Below are 21,992 nucleotides of genomic sequence, written 5' to 3'. Positions count from 1 at the left end.
TAGATCCTGGGGTACGGGCACCGCTTTCGCAAGAATCTTGCCCGATTTCGGGCAGGCGCCTGTTCAGGGGCTGGTGAGGCGTTGTTCGTACGCCGTCCACCCGCCGTCCCGCGTGCCGTCGCACCGGTCGGCCATTTTCAGACGCCATGGACATTCCTCGCATGGGCGTACCCGAGAAGCTGGCCGAGCGCATGAGCATGGCCGAGCAGCACGAGTACCTGCGTTCCAAGTTCTCGCGGCGCACGATGATCCGGGGCGGCGCGGTCACCCTCGGCGCGGTCGCGGGTGGCGCGTTCGTGACGGGCACCGCCGCGCAGGCCGCGGTGCCGGCCCAGCGCACCGCCGCCACCGCGGCCCCCGCCTCCTCGGCCGGTTCCGTCGACGGCGCCCTGGTCGCCCCCTTCGGCCGTCACCTCGCCTTCGGCAACGACCCGCGCACCGAGATCACCGTCTCCTGGCAGGTGCCGGTCGCCGTCAGGAAGCCGTTCATCCGCGTCGGCGCGCACCCCTGGGACCTGTCGCGGAAGATACCCGCCGAGGTCCGCACCCTGTACACCCCGGCCGGCGTCGGCGCGAGCGGCGACCGCACCCAGTACTACCTGCACGCCAAGCTCACCCACCTGCGCCCCGGCCGCACCTACTACTACGGCGTCGGCCACCAGGGCTTCGACCCGGCCGAGCGGCACCTGGCCGGCACCCTCGGCACCTTCACCACCGCGCCCGAGCACAAGGCGCCGTTCACCTTCACCGCCTTCGGCGACCAGGGTGTCAGCTACCACGGCCTGGCCAACGACGCGCTGATCCTCGGCCAGGACCCGGCCTTCCACCTGCACGCCGGCGACATCGCCTACGGCGACCCGGCCGGGCAGGGCAAGACCAGCGACAGCGGCTTCGACTCGCGGGTGTGGGACCAGTTCCTGTACCAGACGGAGTCCGTCGCCAAGCAGGTCCCGTGGATGGTGTCGTACGGCAACCACGACATGGAGGCCTGGTACTCGCCCAACGGCTACGGCGGCGAGGAGGCGCGCTGGACCCTCCCGGACAACGGGCCCGACGCCGAGAACCTGCCGGGCGTCTACTCCTTCGTCTACGGCAACACCGCCGTCGTCTCGCTGGACGCCAACGACATCTCCTTCGAGATCCCGGCCAACCTCGGCATCTCCGGCGGCACCCAGACCAGGTGGCTGGAGGCCCAGCTGAAGAAGTACCGGGCCCACCGGGACGTCGACTTCATCGTCGTCTTCTTCCACCACTGCGCCTACTGCACCTCCACCGCGCACGCCTCGGAGGGTGGCGTGCGCCAGGAGTGGGTGCCGCTGTTCGAGAAGTACACCGTGGACCTGGTCATCAACGGCCACAACCACGTCTACGAGCGCACCGACGTGCTCAAGGGCGGCCAGGTCACCAAGAAGCTGCCGATCGGCGGCACCGCCTACCCCGAGACCGACGGCGTCGTCTACGTCACGGCGGGCGCGGCCGGCAAGAGCCTGTACGCCTTCAGCGCCGACCAGACCTACGAGGGCCACGAGAAGGACGTCGACGCCGTCTCGTCCTTCGTCTGCCTCAAGGACGGCGCCCGGCAGAAGGAGACCGTCGACTGGTCGCGCGTGCGCTACCTCGACTACTCCTTCCTGCGCGTGGACGTCACCCCGGCCGCCCGGGGCCGCCAGGCCACGCTGACGGTGCGCGGCATCGCCGAGACGGGTGCGCAGGTCGACCGCTTCACGGTGGCCCGCCGCGCCAAGTAGCGCCGCAGCCAGGGACGCCGGGCCGAGCGGCGGGGCGCGGCGACCACCTGCGGGCGGTCCTCACATCCGCTTGAGGACCGCCTGCTTGGCCCGCGCGAACTCCTCGTCGGTCAGGACCCCCTCGCGGTGCAGTTCGCCCAGCTCCCGCAGCCGCCGCAGCAGCGCGTCGTGCTCGTCCTCGGCGCAGGGCGCACCGGGCCGCCCCGCGGGCCCGGCCGGCGCCGCCGGCACCTCGGGCCCGCCGGTCGGGCCCGGGGCGGACGGGTGCGGCAGCCGCGCCTGCACCGCCGCCGCCACCAGCGCCATCAGCGGGTCCTTCTTGAAACCCCACAGCTCGACGGCGTTCGGGTCGTGCTTCGGCGGCGTCGAGGAGGAGACGCCCCGCACCGCCAGCCGCAGATGGCCGTTCTCCAGGCCGGCGGCGGGCAGCCACTCCACGCCGGTGATGTCCGCCAGCGCGAGGGTGCGCGTGCCCGCCTCGGCCTTGGCGTCCTCCGTCTTCCAGTTCCACTCCAGCCGGACCCGCTCGCCGTCGAAGTTCGCCGTGCCGTCCCCGGCGGACACCGACAGCGGTACGGAGGGGCCGGGCAGCAGGTACTCCGTCACCGGACCGGACGGGACCTCCTCCAGGAGCAGGGCACCGCGGACCTCCTCGACGAAGTACTCGGCGACGCCGTAGCGGTCCGGCTCCACCAGGAGCTGGTAGGGGTCGTGGGGCTCGGTCAGCCGGCCGCCGGTGGCGTGCAGCAGCGGGTCGGCGCCGTCGCGCAGCCGCAGCCTGAGCCGCCCCGCCCGCTTGCCCTGCTCGAACGAGATGCCGGCCAACGCCCGTAACGGCACGAGGAGTTCACCGAGGGTGCGCCGCAGCACGCTGATGTTGCGGTCCCGCCCGGGGGTCAGCCGCAGGGCGTCGCCGTCGAAGGTCCAGTTGCCGTCCTTCTGGAGGATTTCCGCCATGGGGTGATTGTTTCACCGGTTCTGCGGGAGAGTGGTCTATACCCTCGGGGTACCCCGGGCCTCCCGGGCCCCCGCCCCAGTGTGAAGGGAGCGCATGTGAGACGGCACCGCAGCACGACTCCCCGCAAGTCCCTCACCCCCCGACCCGACGGGCCCGACCGGTCCGGCCGTTCGGACCGGCCCGCCCTGTCCGCTCTGTCCGGCCGCACCGTCCCCGCCGCCCGCGCCCCGCGGGTCCTGGGCGCCCTGCTGCTGGTGACGGCGGCCGGGGCCTTCGCGGTCGGCGCAGCCCCCGCCGGGCGGGCCGCGGAACAGACCCGCACGGCCACCCCGCTGGACCAGGTGATCCCCGCACCGGCCTCCGTCACGGCGGGCGGGTCCCCGTACCGGATCACGCCCGGCACCCGCATCCGCGTCGACGGTTCCGGCGAGGTCCGCCGGGTCGGCGCCTACCTCGCGGACATCCTGCGGCCCGCCACCGGCTACCGCCTGCCGCTGACCACACACGGCCACGCGGGCATCCGACTCCACCTGGCCAAGGGGCCGTTCGGCGCCGAGGGCTACCGCATCGACAGCGGCGCCGAGGGGGTCACGATCACCGCCGGGAAACCGGCCGGCCTCTTCCACGGCGTGCAGACCCTGCGCCAGCTGCTGCCCGCCGCCGTCGAGAAGAAGTCCGTGCAGCGCGGCCCCTGGACGGTCGCGGGCGGCACCGTGCGGGACCGCCCGCGCTACGCCTACCGGGGCGCCATGCTGGACGTCTCCCGGCACTTCTTCACCGTCGACCAGGTCAAGCGCTACATCGACGAACTCGCCCTCTACAAGATCAACGAGCTGCACCTGCACCTCAGCGACGACCAGGGCTGGCGCATCGCCATAGACTCCTGGCCGCGCCTGGCCCCCTACGGCGGTTCCACCCAGGTCGGCGGCGGACCCGGCGGGTTCTACACCAAGGCCGACTACCGCGAGATCGTCCGCTACGCCGCCTCCCGCTACCTGGAGGTCGTGCCCGAGATCGACATGCCCGGCCACACCAACGCGGCCCTCGCCTCCTACGCCCAGCTGAACTGCGACGGCGTGGCGCCCCCGCTGTACACCGGCACCAAGGTCGGCTTCAGCTCGCTGTGCGCCGCCAAGGAGACGACGTACGCCTTCGCGGAGGACGTGATCCGCGAGCTGGCCGCCCTCACCCCCGGCCGCTACCTGCACATCGGCGGCGACGAGGCGCACTCCACCAGCCACGAGGACTACGCCACGATCATGAACCGGGTGCAGCCGATCGTCGCCAAGTACGGCAAGACGGTCATCGGCTGGCACCAGCTGACCGGCGCCACCCCCGCCCAGGGAGCCCTCGCCCAGTACTGGGGCATGGACACCACCAGCACCGCCGACAAGGCCCAGGTCGCCCAGGCCGCGCAGCACGGCACCGGGCTGATCCTGTCCCCGGCGGACCGGGTCTACCTGGACATGAAGTACACCAAGGACACCCCGCTCGGCCTGTCCTGGGCCGGGTACGTGGAGGTGCGGCGCTCCTACGACTGGGACCCCGCCGCCTATCTGCCGGGGGCGCCCGCGTCCGCCGTCCGGGGCGTCGAGGCACCGCTGTGGTCGGAGACGCTGTCCACGTCGGCGCAGCTCGACACCATGGCCTTCCCGCGGCTGCCCGGGGCCGCGGAACTCGGCTGGTCGCCCGCCGCCACGCACGACTGGGACACCTACAAGGTCCGGCTCGCAGCCCAGGCGCCGCGCTGGGACGCCCTGGGCATCGGCTACTACCGCTCGCCGCAGGTGCCCTGGCCGAGCACCTGACCGGCACCTACGCACCGGCGGGCGCCCCGGAGGACCGTACTTTGGGGCGCCCGCCCGGCTGTGCGGGCGGGGCCTACCGTCCCGCCAGCGGGTTGGCCAGCGTGCCCACCAGCTGCAGCGCGCCCGACGGGTCGGACAGGTCCACCATCTGCCGGTTGTCGCGCAGTTGGAGCCGGTTGAGGCAGGACAGCGCGAACTCGGGGGTGAACAGGTCGTACTGGCGGAACCGCTCCGCGAGTTCGGGCACCGACTCCTGGTACGCGCGCACGACCTCGGCGACCGTCGCCCAGAAGCCGTCCTCCGCCAGCACGCCCTCCTCGGCCAGGATCGCGGCCAGGAAGCGGAAGAAGCAGTCGAAGACGTCGGTGAAGAGGGACAGCAGCTTGTGGTCCTCCGGGACCTCCACCCGGATCCGGCTCACCTCCGGCGGCAGCACCGCCTCCGGGTCCATCACCGCGATCTCCTCGGCGATGTCCTTGAACACCGCCCGGCGCACCACCCCCTCCTCCAGGACCAGGATCACGTTCTCGCCGTGCGGCATGAACACCAGGTCGTAGGCGTAGAAGCTGTGCAGCAGCGGCACCAGGTAGGCGCGCAGGTAGTGGCGCAGCCACTGCCGGGGCGGCAGCCCGGAGCGGGCGATCAGCGCGCCGGCGAAGGAGGCGCCCTCGTGGTCGACGTGGAGCAGCGAGGCCATGGTCGCCGGGGACTCGCCGTCGCGCAGCGAGGGCACCGGGCTCTCCCGCCACAGCGCCGCCAGCATCTTGCGGTACGGCGAGTGGCGGTCCGTCGCGGCCTCGTACTCCAGGTGCCGGTAGCCGACCGCCGCCCGCTCCCGGATGATGCTCAGTCCGGTGTCCTTGAGCACCGGGTCGCCGGCGACCAGCCGGGCCAGCCAGTCGTTGATGGCCGGGGTGGCCTCCATGTAGGCGGCGGACAGGCCGCGCATGAAGCCCATGTTGAGGACGGACAAGGCCGTCTTCACGTAGTGCTTCCCGGGGTGGGAGATGTTGAAGAAGGTCCGCACGGACTGCTGGGCCAGGTACTCGTCGTCGCCCTCGCCCAGGCAGACCAGGTGCCGGCGGGCGACCTCGGCGGCGAAGGTGACGGAGAGCTTGTTCCACCACTGCCAGGGGTGGACGGGTATGAAGAGGTAGTCGGCGGGGTCCAGGCCCTGGGCGGTGAGCACCCCGTGGAAGCGGCGGACCGTTTCCGCGCCCAGCTCGGCGCGCAGGAACGCCTCGTACTCGATGCCGGTGCCGGCGGTGAACGCCGCCCGGGAGCGGTGCGCGGCCAGCCACACCAGCCGCAGCGGGCTCGCGGTCTCGGGCGCGTACGACAGGTACTCGTGCACGCCGAAGCCGAGCCGTCCGTTGTTGGCGACGAAGCAGGGGTGGCCCTCGGTCATGCCGGTCTCGACGTCCTGGAAGGAGCCCTTGGCCAGTTCGGCGGAGGTGACCTGGGGCTTGGCGAGTTTGTAGCAGGTGCTGGAGAGGGTGGAGGAGATCTCCTCCAGGTAGACCGGCAGGACGTCGTCGCTCAGGCCGAGGGTCTTGCGCAGCTCGACGAAGAAGTCCAGCGCGGCCAGGGGCGCTTCGGCACCGTCGCGATGGCGGGTGAGTGAGTCGGGGTCGACCTGCCAGTGGTCCAGGGCGCGGCGGGTGGCGGTGAAGCGGTAGCTGGTCAGCCCGTCGTCGCCACGGACGACGTAGCCGTCGCCGTCCGGCTCGGGCGTGATCAGCCGTTCGTGGGCGAACTCGGCGAGCGCCTTGCGGATCAGCAGGCGGTTCGCCTGTGCCCAGCGTTCGGGGGAGAGGTGGGAGACGGCGTCGGCGAGGCTCACGCGGCCACCGCCTTCTCGAACTGCTCCCGGGTGCAGAAGCTCAGCAGGGCCTTCTTCTCCGGCTTGCGGATCTCCCGCTCGGCCACGAAGCCGACGGCCTCGTTCAGGGCGTGCACGGCGGTGTTGCGCACGTCGGGCTCGACCACGACGCGCCGGGTCGCCGGGTCCTCGAACAGGTACCGCAGCACGGCGGTGATCACGGCCCGGGTGAAGCCGTGCACGGGGGTGTCGGTGGGCGCGACCAGGAAGTGCATGCCGACGTCGCCGGGCTCGGCCTCGTACAGGCCGGTCAGTTCGCGGTGGGCTGGGTCGTAGCGTTCCATCAGGAAGACGGGCTCGCCGTCGTGCAGGCCGAGGAAGGCGTCGTGGTGCGCGTCGCCCGCGATCTCCAGGTAGGCGCGCTCGACGTCCTGCGGCCTCGCGTCCTGCATCATCCAGAACACCGCCTTGGGGTGCGTGACCCAGCCGTGCAGCAGCTCGGCGTCCCGCGTCGGGTCGAGCGGGCGGATCGTGAAGGTCATACGGCGAACTCCTGGAATGCGATCGACTTCTCGACGGGGTAGTACTCGGTACCGAGCAGCTCGCGGATGATGCAGCTGTTGCGGTAGGCACCCATGCCCAGGTCCGGGCTGGTGATGCTGTGGGCGTGCACGCCCGCGTTCTGGAGGAAGACGCCCCGGCCGGTCACGTCGACGGCGTAGTTGCGCCCGATGGCGTGGTTGCCGTGCGCGTCGTAGCGCAGCCGGTGGCGGACGGGCGCGAGGAACTCCGGTTCGGTGTACTTGTACCCGGTGGCCAGGACCAGGCCCTCGCTGCGCAGCTCGAAGTCCTTGCCCTGCTCCTCCTGCCGGAAGCCGAGGGTGTAGCTGCCGTCGGCGGGGTCGTAGGCGGCGCTGTTCAGCGCGGAGTTGGTGAGCAGGCGGGTGGGGACGGGACCGCTGAGGTTCTTCCGGTAGAGCAGGTCGAAGATCTCGTCGATCAGGTCGCCGTCGATGCCCTTGAACAGGCCCTTGTGCTGCTCGGTGAGGCGGTATCGGGTGGCTTCGGGCAGCGCGTGGTAGTAGTCGACGTACTCCGGTGAGGTCATCTCCAGCGTGAGCTTGGTGTATTCGAGCGGGAAGAAGCGCGGGGAGCGGGTGACCCAGTTCAGCCGGTAGCCGTGGACGTCGATCTCGCCGAGCAGGTCGAGATAGATCTCGGCGGCCGACTGGCCGCTGCCGACCAGCGTGATCGACTTCTTGCGCTGGAGCATCGCCTTGTGCTCCAGGTAGCGGGAGTTGTGCAGGAAGTCGCCGCCCAGGCCCTGGCAGGCGTCGGGCAGGTGCGGCGGGGTGCCGGTGCCGAGGACCAGCCGTGGCGCCCGGTAGGCGGTCCCCGTGTCCGTCCGTACCGTGTACAGCCCGTCGCCCTCGTCGTACGTCACCTCGGTCACCGTCGTGCCGAAGCGGACGCTGCCGAGCCGGCCCGCCGCCCAGCGGCAGTAGTCGTCGTACTCGACGCGCAGCGGGTAGAACGACTCCCGGATGTAGAAGGAGTAGAGCCGCCCCTTCTCCTTCAGGTAGTTGAGGAAGGAGTACGGGGACGTCGGGTCGGCCAGGGTGACCAGGTCCGACATGAACGGGGTCTGCAGGTGGGCGCCGTCGAGGAACATCCCGGCGTGCCACGTGAAGTCGGGTTTCGACTCCAGGAAGACGCCGTCGAGTGCGTCGATCGGCTCGGTGAGGCAGGCGAGGCCGAGGTTGAAGGGGCCGAGCCCGATGCCCACGAAGTCGTGGGTCGTGACGGTGGTGGCGGTGGTGCCGGTCGTGGCGGCGGGTTCGGCTTCAGGACGCGCGGTCAAGGGACTCTCCCAGGTACTGCTCGGCGTGGCCGGCGATCAGGTCGAGGACGGCGGCGAGGTCGTCCCTCGTCGTCTCGGGGTTGAGCAGGGTGAACTTCAGGTAGTGGCGGCCGGCCGCCTTGGTGCCCGCGACCACGGCGTCGCCGGAGGCGAACAGGGCTTTGCGGGCGTAGAGGTTGGCGCGGTCGACGGCGGCCGGGTCGGTGACGGCCGCCGGGACGTAGCGGAAGACCAGGGTGGACAGCGACGGTTCGACGACGACCTCGTAGCGGGGGTCGGCGGCGAGCATCCGCCAGCCCTCGGCGGCCAGGTCGCACACCTCGTCGAAGAGCCGCCCGATGCCGTCGGCGCCCATCACGCGCAGCGTCGTCCACAGCTTGAGCGCGTCGAAGCGGCGGGTGGTCTGCAGGGACTTGTCGACCTGGTTGGGGATGCGTTCGGCGACCGTGCGACGGGGGTTGAGGTACTCGGCGTGGAAGGTGGCGTGCCGCAGGGTCGCCGCGTCGCGGACCAGTACGGCCGACGAACTCACCGGCTGGAAGAAGGACTTGTGGAAGTCGACGGTGACCGAGTCGGCGTGCTCGATGCCGGTGAGCAGGTGCCGCCGGGTGGGGGAGACCAGCAGGCCGCAGCCGTAGGCGGCGTCGACGTGCAGCCAGGTGCCGTACTGCGCGCACACTCCGGCGATCTCGGGCAGCGGGTCGATGGAGCCGTAGTCGGTGGTGCCCGCGGTGGCGACCACGGCCATGGGCACCAGGCCCTCCTCGCGGCAGCGCTCCAGCTCGCGGGCGAGCGCGACCGTCCGCATCCGCTTGTCCCGGTCGACGGGGACCGGGAGCACGGCGTCGGGACCGAGGCCGAGCAGTTTCGCCGACTTCTGCACGCTGAAGTGACCGGCCTCGGAGGCGAGGATCCGCAGCCGTGCCGGGTCGTCGGTCTTGGCCTCCTCGCGGGCCAGCAGCAGCGCCTGGAGGTTGGACTGGGAGCCGCCGGAGGTGAACACGCCGTCGGCGGCGGGGCCCAGGCCGATCCGGGCGGCCGTCCAGTCGACGAGCTTGCGCTCGATGAGGGTGGCGCCGGCCGACTGGTCCCAGGTGTCCAGGGAGGAGTTGACGGCGGACAGGATCGCCTCGCCGAGCACAGCGGGGACGACGACCGGGCAGTTGAGGTGGGCGACGTAGCGGGGGTGGTGGAAGTAGACCGCGTCGCGCAGGTAGACCTCGTCGAGTTCGTCGAGGACGGCGGTGGTGTCGCCCAGCGGCCGGTCGAGGTCGATCCCCTCGATGCGGGGGGCCAGGGCCTCGGGCGTGACACCGGTGAACGGACGGTCGGTGGCGGCGAGTTTGGCGGCCACCCGCTCGACTCCTTCGGTCACGGAGCGGCGGTAGTGCTCCGCGGTCAGGTCATTGAGCAGGTGCGAGCGCATGGGGGGTCCTCCGGGGGTGGGGACGGTCCGGGGCAGGACGTGGCGAGGGACGGAGCCTCGCGATCAACTTAGGTAAGCCTAACCTAACTTTGCTCGCTCGTGCTCCGCCCCTCGGTAAGTGGTGTCACTGGTGTGGCGGGTGGGTCGGGGTGGTGCGGTTCGCGCGGGGGCGCGTCACTGCTGGGTGCGGGGGTGCGGAGGTGCGGAGGTGCGGAGGTGCGGAGGTGCGGAGGTGCGGGGGTGCGGGGGTGCGGGGGTGCGGGGGTGCGGGGGTGCGTGCGGGGCGATGCCTCACACCTGCGGACGGGCGCGTACGGCGCCGCCTCACTCCTGGGCGCGCAACTGCTCCTCGGTCACGCCGTGCCGCCAGTAGCCGACGAAGGTGACGCGCCGCTTGTCGATGCCGCGCTCGGCGACGCAGTGGCGGCGCAGCGCCCGCACGCAGCCGGACTCGCCGGCGAGCCAGACGTACGGCCGCTCGGCCGCGGGCAGACGGGCGTCGCGCAGCGCGCCGAGGGCCATGGGGGAGCCCTCGGTACGGCTGCCGTCGCGCACCAGCCAGGTGATCTCGGCGTCGGCGTCGCACGCCACGTCCTGGACGTCCCCGGGGTGGCGCACCTCCAGCCAGGCGCGCACCCGGGTGCCGGCCGGCAGCGACTCCAGGATCGCGGTCGCGGCCGGTACGGCCGTCTCGTCGCCCCACATCACCACGAGGTCGGCGTCCTCGGGCGGACGGAAGCGGATGGCCCGGTTGTCCGCGACCGCCGGACCGAGCAGCAGTACGCGGTCGCCGGGCGTGGCGCGGGCGGCCCAGCGGGAGGCGGGCCCCGCGGGGGCGCCCGCGCCGGGCTCCGTCCCGTGCAGGGCGAAGTCGATGTCGATGCCGGTGGTCCGGCCGGTGGCGTCCCGGTGCAGTGCGCGCAGGGTGTACGAGCGCATCACCGCCCGTACGTCGTCGGGCAGTTCCCGCCAGCCCTCCCACCAGCCGTCGCCCAACCCCACCGGCACGGCGGGCTCGCGCTGGCCGGGGTGCGGCAGGAACAGGGAGAGGGACTGGTCGCGCCCGTGGGACTCGAAGGCGTGCAGGTCGGGTCCGGCGAAGCCGATCCGGACGAGCGACGGGCCGAGCCGCCTCGTCCCGGTGACCTGGAGGGAGAAGAATCGGAACGGGGCGGCCACGGCCGTCGTCATGGGTGCTCCTGAGTCGTCGTCACTTCGTCGTCAGGGGGCGGGAGCGGGGGAAGGGCTGGGGTCTGCTCGGCGGGTCATGCCCGCGTCTGCGGGCTGATCCGCCGGACCGGACAGACCTCAGGGGTCAGGAGACCTTCTTCGCCGTCTCGATGGCCTTCGCCAGGTCGTCGAGGAGCGGCACGCACTTGTCGTAGGACAGGATCGGCTCGGGGTTGCGCGCGATGACCTGGCCGGCCCTGACCGCAGGCAGCTTCTTCCAGGTGGCCTGGCTGATCGCGGCGGGCTGGATGGCCGAGGTGCGGTTGTCCATCATGATGATGTCGGCCGGGTACTTGTCGATGTTCTCCCAGCTCAGCGACTCGTACCAGCCGCCGCCCTGCTTCTTGGCGCTCTCCGGGGGCTCGACGAAGTTCACGCCGAGGGCCTTGAAGTACTCCAGGTCGATGGAGAGGTTGGTGCCGGAGACGTAGAACAGGTCCTGGCTGGCGGAGCCGACCATCACCTTGATCTCCGGCTTGGCCTTGGCGGCGGCGCGCAGCCGGGCGGCGGCGTCCTCGAAGCGCTTCCTGGCCTGCTTGACCCTGTCGCCGGTGACGTCGCCGCCGAGGGACTTGGCGAGCGCGAGCATGCGCTCCAGCGGCCCGGTCAGCTGCCGGTCGTAGACGGAGATGCCGACGGAGGGCGCGCCCACGGCGAGGATCTTCTTCTTCTGCTCCTCCGGGACGTACCAGAGGGTGCCGGCGCCGTCGAACATCGTGGAGACGAGGAGGTCGGGGGCGAGGGCCGCGTACTTCTCGATGTTGAACTGGCCCCACTCGTTGCCGAGGCTCACCACCTTGGTGACGTCCAGGTCGCCGGCCTGGACGTCGGCCTTGCCGTCCTTGGTGGTCGTCGGGCCGAAGACGCCCTTGACCGGGACGCCGTAGTCGTGAAGGGCGGCGGCGACGCCGACGAACGCGACGATCGCCGAGGGGGTCCTGTCGGCCTTGACCGTCTGCCCGCGGTCGTCCTTGAACGTCCAGGGGCCGGACTTCGCCCCCGCCGCGCCGCTGCCCGACCCCCCGCTTTTCCCGTCGTCGGTGCCGCAGGCCGCGAGCACGGCCCCGAGGCCGAGGGCGCCGCCCGCGGCCAGGATGCCGCGGCGGGAGAGGGTGGTGGCACGGGCGTTGGGCATGGGTATGGCTGCTTTCGAACGGGGCGGCGCACCGCCGGACAGGTTCGAGGGTAGGTTAGCCTAACCTCAGTTCCTGTCCAGGGGGCGGGGCGCCTCCCCGGCGTCCAGTGCGGGGGCGACCACGGTGAACGCCCGGTCGAGCAGGCCCGCGGCCTCCTCGGTGCCGTCGCTGTCGCTCCACCGCCGCAGCGCGGTGTTGAAGGCCGTGAGCGCCAGGCCGGCGGCCAGTTCGGGATACAGGTCCTTCGCGAGGTCCACTTGCCGGCGTCGCGCCAGCTCCTCCGCGAGATCCCGGCGCCACTGCTCCTGGCGCTCCAGGAAACGCGCCAGCAGCGGCGGGGTGCGCAGGATCAACTGCACCACGCGCAGCGTCCTGGCGGCGTGGTCGGGCCGGTCCGGCCGGTCGGCGCAGGCGGCCATGGCGGCCTGGGTGGTGCGGAGCAGGGCGGTGGCGGGCGGCTCCGCCGCGGGCCGGGCCGCGAGTTCCGCCCGCATGCCGAGGCCCAGATCCGTCAGGAACCGGACGACCACGTCCTCCTTGGACGCGAAGTACCGGAAGAACGTCCGCTTGGACACGCCCGCGGCGGCGGCGATCTCGTCCACCGTGACCCCGTCGAACCCCTTGCGGGCCAGGAGTTGCAGGGCGGCCTCGGCCAGCTCCCGCGACACGAGCTGTCGTTTGCGTTCGGCCATGGTCAGTTCAGGGCGCTGGGTCACCCCTGGATCGTACGTCGTGCACGCCGCGCATGGCACTCGACGCCGCCGCGGCACTGGAAGCTGCGGTTGACACCAAGTGTCACCAGAGGCAATGTGTGACGTATGGCGAAGCGTCAACACTGGACCGCAGACCGCATTCCGGACCAGACCGGCCGGGTGTGCGTCGTCACCGGGGCCACCGGCGGCCTCGGCCTCGCGACCACCCGGGCCCTGGCCCGCAAGGGCGCGCACGTGATCCTCGCCGTACGGGACGAGGACAGGGGGCACCGGGCCGCCGAGGCGATCACCGCCGAGCAGCCGGACGCCGTCCTGGAGGTGTGCCGCCTGGACCTGGCCGACCTCGACTCCGTCCGCGCCTTCGCCGAGCGGCTGCACACCGGCCGGCGCCGGCTGGACGTGCTCGTCAACAACGCCGGGGTGATGGCGCCGCCCCGCACGCTGAGCCCGCAGGGCCACGAGGCGCAGTTCGCCTGCAACCACCTCGGCCACTTCGCGCTCACCGGATTGCTGCTCGACCTGCTGGCCGCCGGGCGGGACCCCCGGGTCGTCACCGTCACCTCCCTCAACCACCGCAGGGGCCGCATCCACTACGACGACCTCACCGGCGAGCGGCACTACGCGCCCATGGCCTTCTACGACCAGTCGAAGTTCGCCGGCGCCGTCTTCGGACACGAACTCCACCGGCGGCTGACCGAGACCGGCAGCCCCGTGCGCAGCGTGCTCGCCCATCCCGGCTACACCGCCACCCGCCTCCAGACCGACGGGCCCGTCGGCCTGCCGAAACTGCTGTTCGGACGCGTGCTGCGCCCGCTCGCCCAGCCCGCCGACCGGGGCGCCCTGCCGCAGCTGTACGCGGCGACCGCCCCGGACGTGACCGGCGGCGAGTTCATCGGCCCGGACGGCCCCGGAGAGCTGCGCGGCGCGCCCACGCGGGTGGCCCTGTCCCCGGCCGCCACCGACCCGGCGACGGGCCGCCGACTGTGGGACTTGTCGGAACGGCTCACGGGGGTGCGATTCGCCTTGCCGGCGACCGCATGACCCGCGACGGCGCCGACCGCGGACCCCGACGCCGGCCCAAGGAGCGCGCGGTCGCCGCCCCGCCCGGCGAGAGACCCGTCCTCGGTCGACTCGTGCAGGCCACGGGCCACGCGGCCAGTGCGGGCGCACCGGACGCCGGGCGGTCGCGACCCTGGCGCAGGGCGGGAGCCGGAGCTTTAGATGAGACACCATGAACTCGAACAGAAACGTCCGGCCCAGCCGCCGCTCCCTCCTCGCGTTGGGCGGTGCCGGCGCGCTCGCCGCCGCGACCGCGTCCGCCGGCGCCGGGACGGCCTCCGCCGCCACCTCACCCGCGCCGGGCTCGGCCCTGTTGGTGCCCTCCCCGAGACTCGACCTGAACAGCGCCTCGGCCAACTGGATACGGGGGAAGGCCACCAAGGACTCCACCATCATCCAGTCGTTCGGATACGACAACGTCAACAGGCACATCTACCTGGCGCAGGTGACGCAGGGGGGCCTGAGGCAGGCCGGTGAGTCCGCTCCGGTCAGCAGCGCGGACCGCAATCTGCACGGCGACCTGACGATCACCAAATGGGACATGGCCGGAAACGTTCTCGGCCACATGTACCTGCGGGGGTTCGGTCACGGGATGAGTTTCGGTGTCGAACCGGTCGGCGCCACGGCCTGTCTGTGGACGGAGGTCGACGCCGTCGCGCTGAGCGACGGCACCAGCCGCGGCACGCGCCTGGCCCGCTTCCCCTTCACCGACGGCCAGGTGCTCGACTCCACCTCCCCCGGTCTCGTCAAATACACGCCGGTGCCCGGTTCCAAGGTGAACACGGCCAGCGTCGATCCGGTCTACGGCCGACTCGTCGTCCGTTACCAGGACACGGACGGCCGCAAGAAATACCAGGTGCACGATCTCGACCTGGCACGCCTCGGCATCTGGAGCGAGCCGCTCGCGGTCATCGGCGAGCCGGACGTCACCGCAGTCGCCGGGTGGCCTCTCGCCACCTACGGCCACCCGTCCCTCCAGGGTTACGTCGCCGTCGGCCGATACCTCTACATGCTGCACGGCAACCCCTACGACTGGACCGAGGAGATCGACGGTCAGGAGGTGGTGATCTCCCAGCCGGGTGTCGGCAATACGTTCATCAGCTCGGTGGACCTCACCACGGGCGCCTTCTCCCCGGCCCCGCCCTCCCCTTTCAACGTCAACGTCAATCCGTGCCACACCGCTGCCGCGTACACGTTGGACTACCGCGAACCCGAAGGTCTCGGGGTCTACATTCCGGACCTCGCCGAGCCCGGCGTATTCAGTATCGGCATGGGATTCGCCTCGGGCACGAAAGGCGCGCGCCTGGCGAACATCTACGGCAAGGCCGGACTCGTCCAGCCCTCTTGACGCACAGGAGGGGCCGGGCGTGGGCGTGGCCGTCGGCCGACCGCGCTGCCTTGGTCGGCCAGTTGTCCGACACCGGCCGAGGCCCGTGTGAATGATCACGCGACTTGATCAACCGGGTGCGTCGGACCTGAGTACCCGTCACCTCGGCCCGTCCTGTCACAGGTTCCTCCGGGACGGCCTGCCAGTGCGGCGTGGCAGCTTCCGGCTCATGACGAGAGCCTTCAGCGCTCGGTGTGGATCGGCGGCAGCAGGCTCGTTGCCGTCACGCTCGTCGACTCCGAGGGATGCGTGTGCCGAAGTGATGGCGGACCGACACCCCGGCACACGCGCGGCCTCACGGGAGCGGCACCGCCTCAGCCAGTCAGCCCCAACTCCCGGGCGATCAGCATCCGCTGCACCTCGCTCGTGCCCTCGCCGATCTCCAGGATCTTGGAGTCGCGCCACATGCGGGCGACCGGGTACTCGTTCATGAAGCCGTAGCCGCCGTGGATCTGGGTGGCGTCGCGGGCGTTGTCGACGGCGATCGTCGAGGAGTACAGCTTGGCGAGGGCGGCCTCCTTCTTGAAGGGCTCGCCCGCGACCAGGCGGTAGGCCGCGTCCCGCCAGGCCAGGCGTGAGGTGTGGGCCTTCATCTCCATGTCGGCGATCTTGAACTGGATCGCCTGGTTGGCGCCGATCGGGCGGCCGAAGGAGTGGCGCTCCTTGGCGTACTTCACCGACTCGTCCACGCAGCCCTGGGCCAGCCCGGTCGCCAGTGCCGCGATGGCGATGCGGCCCTCGTCGAGGATCCGCAGGAACTGCGCGTAGCCCCGGCCCTGTTCGCCGAGCAGGTTGGCGGCCGGGACCCGGACGTCCTGGAAGGACAGTTCACGGGTGTCCGAGGCGTTCCAGCCGACCTTGGAGTAGGCGGGGGCCACGGTGAAGCCCGGCGTGCCGGACGGGACGATGATCGCGGAGATGACCGGCTTGCCGTCGGGCTTGCGGCCGGTCACGGCCGTGACCGTCACCAGGCCGGTGATGTCCGTGCCCGAGTTGGTGATGAAGCACTTGGTGCCGTTGATCACCCACTCGTCGGTGGCCGGGTCCAGGCGGGCCGTCGTCCGGGTCGCGCCCGCGTCCGAGCCGCCGTCCGGTTCCGTCAGGCCGAACGCGCCCAGGATCTCGCCCGCGCACAGGCGCGGCAGCCACTCGCGCTTCTGCTCCTCGGTGCCGAACAGGTGCAGGGGCATGGCGCCCAGGGATACCCCCGCCTCCAGGGTGATGGCGACCGAGGAGTCCACCCGGGCCAGCTCCTCCAGGGCGATGCCGAGTGCCAGGTAGTCGCCGCCCATGCCGCCGTACTCCTCCGGGAACGGCAGCCCGAACAGGCCCATGCGGCCCATCTCGCGCACGATCTCGTACGGGAACTCGTGCCGCTCGTAGAAGTCGCCGATCTTCGGCGCCACGACGTCGTGCGCGAACTGCTCGACCGTGCGGCGCAGTTCCTCCAGCTCGGGGGTGAGGTGGTGGTTCATCGTCGATCACTGCTCCTTGTGGGAGAGGGCGCGGAGGGTACGGGAGGGGCTGGGGCGGCCCAGGTGCGCGGCCATCCACTCGCTCGTGGCGACGAGGCGGTCGAGGTCCACTCCGGTGTCGATGCCGAGGCCCCGCAGCATCCACACCAGGTCCTCGGTGGCGAGGTTGCCGGTGGCGGACTTGGCGTAGGGGCAGCCGCCCAGGCCGCCCGCGGAGGCGTCGACGGTGGTGATGCCGTGCTGGAGGGCGGCCAGGGTGTTGGCGAGGGCCTGGCCGTAGGTGTCGTGGAAGTGCACGCCGAGCGCCGAGACCGGCACCCGCTGCTCACTGAGCGCGGACAGCAGCTCCAGGACGTGCCCGGGGGTGGCGACGCCGATCGTGTCGCCGAGGCTCAGCTCGTCGCAGCCCATGTCCAGCAGGGCCCGGCAGACCTTGACCACCTGGTGGACGGGGACCGCCCCCTCCCACGGGTCGCCGAAGCACATCGACAGATAGCCGCGCACGTGCGCGCCCGCGTCCTTCGCGCGCCGCACCACCGGCTCGAACATGGCCAGTGCCTCGTCGACCGTCCGGTTGAGGTTGGCCTTGGCGAAGGACTCGGTGGCGCTGGCGAAGACGGCGACCCGGTCCGCGTGCAGGGACAGGGCGCGGTCCAATCCGCGTTCGTTCGGCACGAGGACCGGGAGGTCCACCGGGAGGTCGCTGACGAGGGGGAACAGGGCTTCCGCGTCGGCGAGCTGGGGCACCCACTTCGGGTGGACGAAGCTGGTGGCCTCGATCGTCGTCAGGCCCGCCTCGGCCAGGCGGCGGATGAACTTCGCCTTGATCTCGGTCGGGACCGTCGCCTTCTCGTTCTGCAGGCCGTCGCGCGGGCCGACCTCGTGGATCCTGACCCGGGCGGGCAGGTCCGGGGCCGGCACGACCATGGGGAGGGCTTCGGGGGGTGTTCCTGTCATTCCTGCGGCGTCCCTTCCTCGTCGTGGGGTGCGAGGACCTCGTCGTGGGGTGCGATGACCGCGAGCACCTGGTCCATGGCGACCGTCGTGCCCGGGGCGACGTCCAGCTCGGTGACCGTGCCGGCGTGCGGGGCGGAGATGACGTGCTCCATCTTCATCGCCTCGACCACCAGCAGGCTCTGGCCCGCGGTCACCTCGTCGCCGACGGCGACCTTCACCACCGTGACCGTGCCGGGCATGGGGGCGGTGAGCGAGTCGGCGCCGGAGCGGGCGGCGCGGGTGAGGGAGGCGGCCACCGGGTCGTGGTCGCGCACGTGCCAGGCGTCGCCGTCGCGGCCCAGCCAGTCGGCGGCGCGGTGGAAGGTGTGGCGGACGCCGTCGAGGGTGACGGCGACCGTGTCCCCGGTGACGGTGTGCGTGCCGCGGGGGGCGTACTCCACCGGTTCGGCCGCCCGCAGCCAGAAGGCCACCGGCTTCGGCTCGCCGCCCAGGCGCCAGCCGCTGGGCACGGAGAACGGGTCGGTCCAGCCGCCTTCCTGCGGGGACTTCGGGCGCAGCGCGTCCAGGCGTACGGCCGCCGCGGCCTCGTAGACCTCCTCCGGTACGTCTGCGGGGACCAGCTCGTTCACCACCCGCTCCACCAGGCCGGTGTCCAGCTCCCCGGCCACGACCGCCGGGTGGGCCAGCAGCCGGCGCAGGAACCCGGCGTTGGTCTGCACGCCCAGCGTCACCGTCCCGGCGAGGGCCGCGCGCAGCTTGCGCAGGGCGGTCGCGCGGTCGGGGCCGTAGGCGATCACCTTGGACAGCATCGGGTCGTAGAGGCTGCCGACCTCCGTGCCCTCGCTCAGCCCGGAGTCGGTGCGCACCCCCTCGCCCTGCGGCTCGCGCAGCCTGAGCACCGTGCCGCCGGAGGGCAGGAACCCGCGCGCGGGGTCCTCGGCGCAGAGCCGGGCCTCGACCGCGTGACCGGTGAGGGTGACGTCCTCCTGCGCGTAGGGCAGGTGCTCGCCCGCCGCGACCCGCAGCTGCCACTCCACCAGGTCCAGGCCGGTGACCAGCTCCGTGACCGGGTGCTCGACCTGGAGGCGGGTGTTCATCTCCATGAAGTAGTACGACGACGGGTCGCCGCCGGGGACGATGAACTCCACCGTGCCCGCGCCCCGGTAGCCGCATGAGCGGGCCGCCTGGACCGCGGCCTCGCCCATCGCGGCCCGGATCTCCTCGTCGAGGAGCACACTGGGCGCCTCCTCGATGATCTTCTGGTGGCGGCGCTGGAGGGAGCACTCGCGCTCGCCGAGGTGGATCACGTGGCCGTGGCCGTCGGCCAGGACCTGGATCTCGATGTGCCGGGGCGTGTCCACCCAGCGCTCCACGAGCAGGGTGTCGTCGCCGAAGGAGGCGCGGGCCTCACGGCGGGCGGCGGCGATCTCGTCCGCCAGCAGGTGCTCCTCGCGCACCAGCCGCATGCCCTTGCCGCCGCCGCCGGCCGACGGCTTCAGCAGCACCGGCATGCCGATGGCGCGGGCGGCCTCGGCGAGCTGCCCGTCGCTCAGCCCCGAGCCGCTGGAGCCGGGGACCACCGGTACGCCTGCCGCCGCGACCGTCTCCTTGGCGCGGATCTTGTCGCCCATGAGGGCGATCGCGTCCGCCGGAGGGCCGATGAAGACCAGCCCGGCCGCCTCGCAGGCGCGCGCGAAGTCCGCGTTCTCCGCGAGGAAGCCGTAGCCGGGGTGGACGGCCTGCGCGCCGGCGCGGGCGGCGGCCTCCAGCAGCCGGTCGGCGGACAGGTAGCTGTCGGCCGCGGGCGCCGGGCCGATCCGCACCGCGGTGTCGGCCTCGCGGACGTGGCGGGCGTCCGCGTCGGCGTCGGAGAAGACCGCCACCGAGCGCACGCCGAGCGCGCGCAGGGTGCGGATCACCCGGACGGCGATCTCGCCGCGGTTGGCCACCAGAACTGTGTCGAACATATTTACGAAGTCCCCCTCACATCCGGAAAACGCCGAACTGGGGGTCGCCCAGCGGAGCGTTGGCGCACGCGGTCAGGGCCAGGCCCAGCACCTGCCGGGTCTCCAGCGGGTCGATCACGCCGTCGTCCCACAGGCGGGCGGTGGCGTAGTAGGCGCTGCCCTGGTGCTCGTACTGGGCGCGGACGGGTGCCTTGAAGGACTCCTCGTCGTCCACGGACCATTCCTCGCCGCGCGCTTCGAGCTGGTCGCGCTTGACCGTGGCGAGTACGGAGGCGGCCTGCTCGCCGCCCATGACGGAGATCTTCGCGTTCGGCCACATCCACAGGAAGCGGGGGGAGTAGGCGCGGCCGCACATCGAGTAGTTGCCCGCGCCGTAGGAGCCGCCGACGACGACCGTCAGCTTGGGCACGCGCGCGCAGGCCACCGCGGTGACCATCTTCGCGCCGTGCTTGGCGATGCCGCCCGCCTCATAGTCGCGACCCACCATGAAGCCCGAGATGTTCTGCAGGAACAGCAGCGGGATGCCGCGCTGGTCGCACAGCTCGATGAAGTGGGCGCCCTTCTGGGCGGACTCGGAGAACAGGATGCCGTTGTTGCCGATGATCCCCACCGGATGGCCGTGGATCCGGGCGAAGCCGGTGACCAGGGTCTGCCCGAACTCCGCCTTGAACTCGGCGAAGCGCGAGCCGTCCACCACGCGCGCGATGATCTCGCGCACGTCGTAGGGGGTACGGGAGTCCACGGGCACCGCGCCGTACAGCCCGTAGGGGTCGACCTTCGGCTCCACGCTCTCGGTGACCTGCCAGGGCAGCGTCCCGCGCGCGGGAAGGGTGGAGACGATGGTGCGCACGATCCGCAGCGCGTGCGCGTCGTCCTCGGCGAGGTGGTCGGTGACACCGGAGGTGCGCGAGTGCACCTCGCCGCCGCCCAGCTCCTCGGCGGTCACGACCTCCCCGGTGGCCGCCTTCACCAGCGGCGGACCGCCCAGGAAGATGGTGCCCTGGCCCCGGACGATCACCGCCTCGTCGCTCATCGCCGGGACGTACGCCCCGCCCGCCGTGCACGAGCCGAGCACGGCCGCGATCTGCGGGATGCCCGCGCCCGACATGCGCGCCTGGTTGTAGAAGATCCGGCCGAAGTGCTCCCGGTCGGGGAAGACCTCGTCCTGCATCGGCAGGAACGCGCCGCCCGAGTCGACCAGGTACAGGCACGGCAGCCGGTTCTCCAGGGCCACCTCCTGGGCCCTCAGGTGCTTCTTCACCGTCATCGGGTAGTACGTGCCGCCCTTGACGGTGGCGTCGTTGGCGACGATCACGCACTCGCGCCCGCTCACCCTGCCGATCCCCGCGATGACCCCGGCGGCCGGGGCCTGCCCGTCGTACATCCCGTCGGCGGCCAGTGGGGCCAGCTCCAGGAACGGCGAGCCCGCGTCGAGAAGGGTGTCCACGCGCGCGCGTGGCAGCAGCTTCCCGCGCGCGGTGTGGCGGGCCCGCGCCCGCTCGCCGCCGCCGAGCCGGGCGGCGGCGAGCTTGCCGCGCAGCTCCTCGGCGAGCGCCCGGTGCGCCTGTTCGTTGGCCCGCCAGGCCTCCGACGCGGGGTCGGCCGCGCTCGTCAGCTCCGGTGCCTCCTGCATCCTCGCGGTCCCCTCACCCAGTGATCCAGTGTTAATGAGCGTTAACCCATTTCCTTCAGGTTAACGAGCGCTAACGCCGCTGTCTAGAATTGTTCTCATGGCCACGCGAACCGACGCCCCCACCCGCCGCGAGCAGATCCTCAAGGAAGCCGCGCGGCTCTTCGCCGAACGCGGCTTCCACGGCGTCGGCGTCGACGAGATAGGCGCCGCGGTGGGCATCAGCGGACCGGGCCTGTACCGGCACTTCCCCGGCAAGGACGCCATGCTCGCGGAGCTGCTGGTCGGCATCAGCGGCCGGCTGCTGACCGGGGCGAAGCGGCGCCTGGCGGAGGCGGACGGGGTGGCGGGTCCGGGCGCGGTCCTCGACTCGCTCATCGAGGGGCACATCGACTTCGCGCTCGACGACCGTTCCCTCATCACCTTGCACGACCGCGAGCTGGACCGCCTGCGGGACAGCGACCGCAAGCTGGTGCGCCAGCTCCAGCGGCAGTACGTCGAAGTGTGGGTGGACGTGGTCCGCCAGGTGCACCCGGACCTCGCCGAACCGGCCGCGCGCTCGGCGGTGCACTCGGTGTTCGGGCTGCTGAACTCCACGCCGCACCTGGGGCGGCGGGGGGTCCTGCCGGGGCGGGGGGCCACGGCGGAGCTGCTGCACCGGATGGCCCGGGGGGCGTTCGCCTCGGCGGGGGCGCCTGCGGCGGGCTGAGCGGGAAGGGGCTTGCGGGGCGTCGCCCCCCGCCCCCGGGCGCCCCCCCGGGGGGGGGGTGGCCCTCGCGGGCGGGTGGGGGGGGGGTGTGGGGGGTCGCGCAGGT

Annotated in this window: 17 protein-coding genes; 5 read left to right on the top strand and 12 right to left on the bottom strand. The window is 72.1% G+C overall.

The window, feature by feature from the left end; translation table 11 throughout:
* The first annotated feature begins 161 nt into the window (after positions 1 to 161).
* Positions 162 to 1,748 (top strand): purple acid phosphatase family protein, encoded by a 1,587-nt coding sequence (locus tag ACFC02_RS10550; RefSeq protein ID WP_376355041.1) that lies wholly within the window; start codon positions 162 to 164, stop codon positions 1,746 to 1,748.
* Between the two features lie 60 nt (positions 1,749 to 1,808).
* On the opposite strand, the gene ACFC02_RS10545 is transcribed toward ACFC02_RS10550, so the two are convergent.
* Complete coding sequence (locus ACFC02_RS10545) at positions 1,809 to 2,705, bottom strand: DUF4429 domain-containing protein (protein ID WP_376355039.1); 897 nt, start codon at positions 2,703 to 2,705, stop codon at positions 1,809 to 1,811.
* A gap of 96 nt (positions 2,706 to 2,801) precedes the next feature.
* On the opposite strand from ACFC02_RS10545, the gene ACFC02_RS10540 reads away from it, so the two are divergent.
* Complete coding sequence (locus tag ACFC02_RS10540; protein ID WP_376355037.1) at positions 2,802 to 4,514, top strand: beta-N-acetylhexosaminidase; 1,713 nt, start codon at positions 2,802 to 2,804, stop codon at positions 4,512 to 4,514.
* A gap of 73 nt (positions 4,515 to 4,587) precedes the next feature.
* Here the strand turns inward: ACFC02_RS10540 and ACFC02_RS10535 are convergent, their stop codons facing one another.
* From ACFC02_RS10535 to ACFC02_RS10505, 7 genes are all read right to left on the bottom strand, one after another.
* Positions 4,588 to 6,357 carry an IucA/IucC family protein gene (locus ACFC02_RS10535; protein WP_376355035.1) on the bottom strand — a complete coding sequence of 590 codons (1,770 nt, stop codon included), beginning with the start codon at positions 6,355 to 6,357 and terminating at the stop codon, positions 4,588 to 4,590.
* Complete coding sequence (locus tag ACFC02_RS10530) at positions 6,354 to 6,878, bottom strand: GNAT family N-acetyltransferase (RefSeq protein WP_376355033.1); 525 nt, start codon at positions 6,876 to 6,878, stop codon at positions 6,354 to 6,356. The genes ACFC02_RS10535 and ACFC02_RS10530 overlap by 4 nt, the downstream gene beginning before the upstream one ends.
* Positions 6,875 to 8,197 (bottom strand): lysine N(6)-hydroxylase/L-ornithine N(5)-oxygenase family protein, encoded by a 1,323-nt coding sequence (locus ACFC02_RS10525; RefSeq protein ID WP_376355031.1) that lies wholly within the window; start codon positions 8,195 to 8,197, stop codon positions 6,875 to 6,877. The genes ACFC02_RS10530 and ACFC02_RS10525 overlap by 4 nt, the downstream gene beginning before the upstream one ends.
* Positions 8,181 to 9,623, bottom strand: coding sequence for a pyridoxal phosphate-dependent decarboxylase family protein (locus tag ACFC02_RS10520; protein ID WP_376355030.1), 1,443 nt, complete (start codon positions 9,621 to 9,623; stop codon positions 8,181 to 8,183). Before ACFC02_RS10520 ends, ACFC02_RS10525 begins: the two co-directional genes overlap by 17 nt.
* Before the next feature lie 324 nt (positions 9,624 to 9,947).
* Entirely contained in the window at positions 9,948 to 10,814 is an 867-nt protein-coding gene (locus tag ACFC02_RS10515) for a siderophore-interacting protein (RefSeq protein WP_376355028.1), read from the bottom strand.
* A gap of 124 nt (positions 10,815 to 10,938) precedes the next feature.
* Positions 10,939 to 11,988 carry an ABC transporter substrate-binding protein gene (locus tag ACFC02_RS10510; RefSeq protein WP_376355026.1) on the bottom strand — a complete coding sequence of 350 codons (1,050 nt, stop codon included), beginning with the start codon at positions 11,986 to 11,988 and terminating at the stop codon, positions 10,939 to 10,941.
* Positions 11,989 to 12,054: 66 nt separating this feature from the next.
* Entirely contained in the window at positions 12,055 to 12,681 is a 627-nt protein-coding gene (locus tag ACFC02_RS10505) for a TetR family transcriptional regulator (RefSeq protein ID WP_376355109.1), read from the bottom strand.
* A gap of 126 nt (positions 12,682 to 12,807) precedes the next feature.
* Between ACFC02_RS10505 and ACFC02_RS10500 the strand changes: the two genes are divergently transcribed.
* Complete coding sequence (locus tag ACFC02_RS10500; protein ID WP_376355024.1) at positions 12,808 to 13,743, top strand: oxidoreductase; 936 nt, start codon at positions 12,808 to 12,810, stop codon at positions 13,741 to 13,743.
* Positions 13,744 to 13,933: 190 nt separating this feature from the next.
* Positions 13,934 to 15,109, top strand: coding sequence for a teichoic acid biosynthesis protein C (locus ACFC02_RS10495; protein WP_376355022.1), 1,176 nt, complete (start codon positions 13,934 to 13,936; stop codon positions 15,107 to 15,109).
* 353 nt (positions 15,110 to 15,462) lie between these two features.
* Here ACFC02_RS10495 and ACFC02_RS10490 read toward each other — a convergent pair whose 3' ends face one another.
* The 4 genes from ACFC02_RS10490 to ACFC02_RS10475 are packed head-to-tail and all read right to left on the bottom strand — an operon-like array spanning position 15,463 to position 21,180.
* On the bottom strand, positions 15,463 to 16,623 hold the full coding sequence (locus ACFC02_RS10490) for an acyl-CoA dehydrogenase family protein (protein WP_360977070.1): 1,161 nt from the start codon (positions 16,621 to 16,623) through the stop codon (positions 15,463 to 15,465).
* Between the two features lie 6 nt (positions 16,624 to 16,629).
* Positions 16,630 to 17,580, bottom strand: a complete 951-nt coding sequence (locus ACFC02_RS10485; protein ID WP_376355019.1) for a hydroxymethylglutaryl-CoA lyase — start codon at positions 17,578 to 17,580, stop codon at positions 16,630 to 16,632.
* On the bottom strand, positions 17,577 to 19,547 hold the full coding sequence (locus ACFC02_RS10480) for a biotin carboxylase N-terminal domain-containing protein (protein WP_376355017.1): 1,971 nt from the start codon (positions 19,545 to 19,547) through the stop codon (positions 17,577 to 17,579). Before ACFC02_RS10480 ends, ACFC02_RS10485 begins: the two co-directional genes overlap by 4 nt.
* Before the next feature lie 16 nt (positions 19,548 to 19,563).
* Positions 19,564 to 21,180 (bottom strand): carboxyl transferase domain-containing protein, encoded by a 1,617-nt coding sequence (locus ACFC02_RS10475; protein ID WP_376355015.1) that lies wholly within the window; start codon positions 21,178 to 21,180, stop codon positions 19,564 to 19,566.
* A gap of 97 nt (positions 21,181 to 21,277) precedes the next feature.
* On the opposite strand from ACFC02_RS10475, the gene ACFC02_RS10470 reads away from it, so the two are divergent.
* Positions 21,278 to 21,886, top strand: coding sequence for a TetR/AcrR family transcriptional regulator (locus ACFC02_RS10470; protein ID WP_376355013.1), 609 nt, complete (start codon positions 21,278 to 21,280; stop codon positions 21,884 to 21,886).
* The last annotated feature ends 106 nt before the right edge of the window (positions 21,887 to 21,992 follow it).

The organism is Streptomyces sp. NPDC056160, from assembly GCF_042268205.1.
Lineage (GTDB): Bacteria > Actinomycetota > Actinomycetes > Streptomycetales > Streptomycetaceae > Streptomyces.
This window is presented reverse-complemented; position numbering and strand designations above follow the sequence as displayed.

Coding starts and splice junctions, on each gene's coding strand:
- ACFC02_RS10530 (WP_376355033.1), bottom strand. CDS start 6,878: ATGACCTTCACGATCCGCCCGCTCGACCCGACGCGGGACGCCGAGCTG.
- ACFC02_RS10545 (WP_376355039.1), bottom strand. CDS start 2,705: ATGGCGGAAATCCTCCAGAAGGACGGCAACTGGACCTTCGACGGCGAC.
- ACFC02_RS10515 (WP_376355028.1), bottom strand. CDS start 10,814: ATGACGACGGCCGTGGCCGCCCCGTTCCGATTCTTCTCCCTCCAGGTC.
- ACFC02_RS10470 (WP_376355013.1), top strand. CDS start 21,278: ATGGCCACGCGAACCGACGCCCCCACCCGCCGCGAGCAGATCCTCAAG.
- ACFC02_RS10485 (WP_376355019.1), bottom strand. CDS start 17,580: ATGACAGGAACACCCCCCGAAGCCCTCCCCATGGTCGTGCCGGCCCCG.
- ACFC02_RS10550 (WP_376355041.1), top strand. CDS start 162: ATGGGCGTACCCGAGAAGCTGGCCGAGCGCATGAGCATGGCCGAGCAG.
- ACFC02_RS10520 (WP_376355030.1), bottom strand. CDS start 9,623: ATGCGCTCGCACCTGCTCAATGACCTGACCGCGGAGCACTACCGCCGC.
- ACFC02_RS10500 (WP_376355024.1), top strand. CDS start 12,808: ATGGCGAAGCGTCAACACTGGACCGCAGACCGCATTCCGGACCAGACC.
- ACFC02_RS10495 (WP_376355022.1), top strand. CDS start 13,934: ATGAACTCGAACAGAAACGTCCGGCCCAGCCGCCGCTCCCTCCTCGCG.
- ACFC02_RS10490 (WP_360977070.1), bottom strand. CDS start 16,623: ATGAACCACCACCTCACCCCCGAGCTGGAGGAACTGCGCCGCACGGTC.
- ACFC02_RS10475 (WP_376355015.1), bottom strand. CDS start 21,180: ATGCAGGAGGCACCGGAGCTGACGAGCGCGGCCGACCCCGCGTCGGAG.
- ACFC02_RS10505 (WP_376355109.1), bottom strand. CDS start 12,681: ATGGCCGAACGCAAACGACAGCTCGTGTCGCGGGAGCTGGCCGAGGCC.
- ACFC02_RS10510 (WP_376355026.1), bottom strand. CDS start 11,988: ATGCCCAACGCCCGTGCCACCACCCTCTCCCGCCGCGGCATCCTGGCC.
- ACFC02_RS10480 (WP_376355017.1), bottom strand. CDS start 19,547: ATGTTCGACACAGTTCTGGTGGCCAACCGCGGCGAGATCGCCGTCCGG.